General features: G+C 37.7%; 1 protein-coding gene and 1 pseudogene. Both read right to left on the bottom strand.

Annotation, left to right across the window (positions count from 1 at the left end):
• Window positions 1–977: pseudogene (locus DDF69_RS21940) on the bottom strand (OmpA family protein); the annotation flags it as partial.
• Between the two features lie 211 nt (window positions 978–1,188).
• Window positions 1,189–2,715 (bottom strand): OmpA family protein (locus DDF69_RS21935; RefSeq protein WP_114822644.1); only part of this gene is annotated, 1,527 nt, incomplete at its 5' end.

Below are 2,715 nucleotides of genomic sequence, written 5' to 3'. Positions count from 1 at the left end.
GCAACTCCGGCACCATCCACTCTTGCACCTGCAGGAGTATCAAGCTGTCTGTCCCAATCGTCACATACGCCATCGTTATCAGCATCTCCTTTTTTACATACTTCGATATCCTGGTTTTTATTAGCCAATACATCCAGTTTGTAATAGATTTCCTGAAGCGGGTCATGCCACATTAAATGAGATTCATGTTTTCCAAGTTTAACAGAAAGACCTAAAGTAGCATTGAAGAAGTTGTCGGAAACCTGCTCAGAACGCTTATTGATAGCGCTGTATTTATCTCCTCCACCGTCAAATTCATCATCACCGGTTACCACATACATTAATCTACCTTCAATATCGATTCTTCTGTTCACTTTGAATTTAAGACCTGTACCAGCCTGGAAGAACATAGAACCTAATTGGAAAGGTTTGATTTCAGTCATTAATGTCTGCTTGTTACTTCCATCTTTTTGATAAGCTCTGTACGCAATGGTACCGATACCTGCATATCCGTGAAGTGCCCATCTGTAAGGAGAGTGGTTATCCACTCTTCTTAAAAGGTTTGAGAAGTTAATATCTCCTAAGATAGAGATTGCGTCATACTGAGTTCTTGCTCCTACTGCTGATGCATCTGGTGCTGCATTTTTAGTATTGAACCATCCTTGTCTGGTTTCACCTCTGTCATACTGTAAATTGATCCCAAAAGCATGAGTAATAGCTTTATCAATACTTACATACGCTGAATATCCAAAAAGGTTTTTACCATTACCATTTTTGATCGAGGTTAAATCTGCTGACTGAAGAAGTGGAACACCTGCTCCTACGGAAATAGACCAATCGTTAAATCTTTTAGATTGATTGGTGAATGGGGAAACATTAGCAGATCCCGAAGAAAATGTATTAGGATACTCTCCTTTTGAAACTGCCGTTGAGTCTTGTGCATAAGTGGCAGAAGGAATTGCCAAAGCTAATGCAACAATTGCTAAACTTAATTTCATAGTGTTATTTTTTTAAGTTAAGTTATTTTAAATGATTTTTTACGCTAAAAAGTGATTTTGTGTTAATTTTTTTCAAAACAAACTTATTGATTACTAATATGTTTCACATAGTTGTCCTAAAAATAATGATAAAGGTATGTAAAAAAATTCGTAGTAGAAAAAAAATAAACCGAAAAGAACAATTCTTTTCGGTTTATGAAGTATTTGGAAATTATTTCTTCTTTTTCTTGGCAGGAACTTTTTTCACTCCTTTTTTTACAGGGGCATCTTCATAGTCTTTCTTTTTGATAGAATCCCATTCCGAACTTTCTATAAATCTTACAGTAACTTTTCTGTCTGCCATTCTCTCAGCATCTGAAGCTGATGCCGGAATAGTAGCTTCAGCAGAACCTACTCCTCTTGATTTCAGTACATTTTCATTGATGCCTCTGTTTTCCAGAGCTCCTACTACAGCAGCTGCTCTTTCTTTAGACAATCTAAGGTTGTAGGCTGCATTTCCTTTAATATCTGTGTGCCCTGTTAAAAGGTAATTACCTCCGTTTTCTTTAATAATTGAAGCTGCCAGATCCAGTTTTTCGTTAGATTCAGGTCTGATGGTAGCTTTATTAAAGTTGAAATAAATATCCTTAAGGGTTTTTTCTACTTCTACTGCAGTTTCATTATGATCTTTAACGACAGGACATCCGTTGTTTTCAACAGGTCCTGGAACGGTTACACACTTATCGTAAAGGTCAATGACACCATCTAAGTCCGTATCAAGTGCAACTCCGGCACCATCCACTCTTGCACCTGCAGGAGTATCAAGCTGTCTGTCCCAATCGTCACATACGCCATCGTTATCAGCATCTCCTTTTTTACATACTTCGATATCCTGGTTTTTATTAGCCAATACATCCAGTTTGTAATAGATTTCCTGAAGCGGGTCATGCCACATTAAATGAGATTCATGTTTTCCAAGTTTAACAGAAAGACCTAAAGTAGCATTGAAGAAGTTGTCGGAAACCTGCTCAGAACGCTTATTGATAGCGCTGTATTTATCTCCTCCACCGTCAAATTCATCATCACCGGTTACCACATACATTAATCTACCTTCAATATCGATTCTTCTGTTCACTTTGAATTTAAGACCTGTACCAGCCTGGAAGAACATAGAACCTAATTGGAAAGGTTTGATTTCAGTCATTAATGTCTGCTTGTTACTTCCATCTTTTTGATAAGCTCTGTACGCAATGGTACCGATACCTGCATATCCGTGAAGTGCCCATCTGTAAGGAGAGTGGTTATCCACTCTTCTTAAAAGGTTTGAGAAGTTAATATCTCCTAAGATAGAGATTGCGTCATACTGAGTTCTTGCTCCTACTGCTGATGCATCTGGTGCTGCATTTTTAGTATTGAACCATCCTTGTCTGGTTTCACCTCTGTCATACTGTAAATTGATCCCAAAAGCATGAGTAATAGCTTTATCAATACTTACATACGCTGAATATCCAAAAAGGTTTTTACCATTACCATTTTTGATCGAGGTTAAATCTGCTGACTGAAGAAGTGGAACACCTGCTCCTACGGAAATAGACCAATCGTTAAATCTTTTAGATTGATTGGTGAATGGGGAAACATTAGCAGATCCCGAAGAAAATGTATTAGGATACTCTCCTTTTGAAACTGCCGTTGAGTCTTGTGCATAAGTGGCAGAAGGAATTGCCAAAGCTAATGCAACAATTGCTAAACTTAATTTCAT

The organism is Chryseobacterium sp. KLBC 52 (assembly GCF_003347605.1).
Lineage (GTDB): Bacteria > Bacteroidota > Bacteroidia > Flavobacteriales > Weeksellaceae > Chryseobacterium.
Note: the sequence above shows the minus strand (reverse complement) of the source record. Positions and strands in the feature narration are given on the sequence as shown.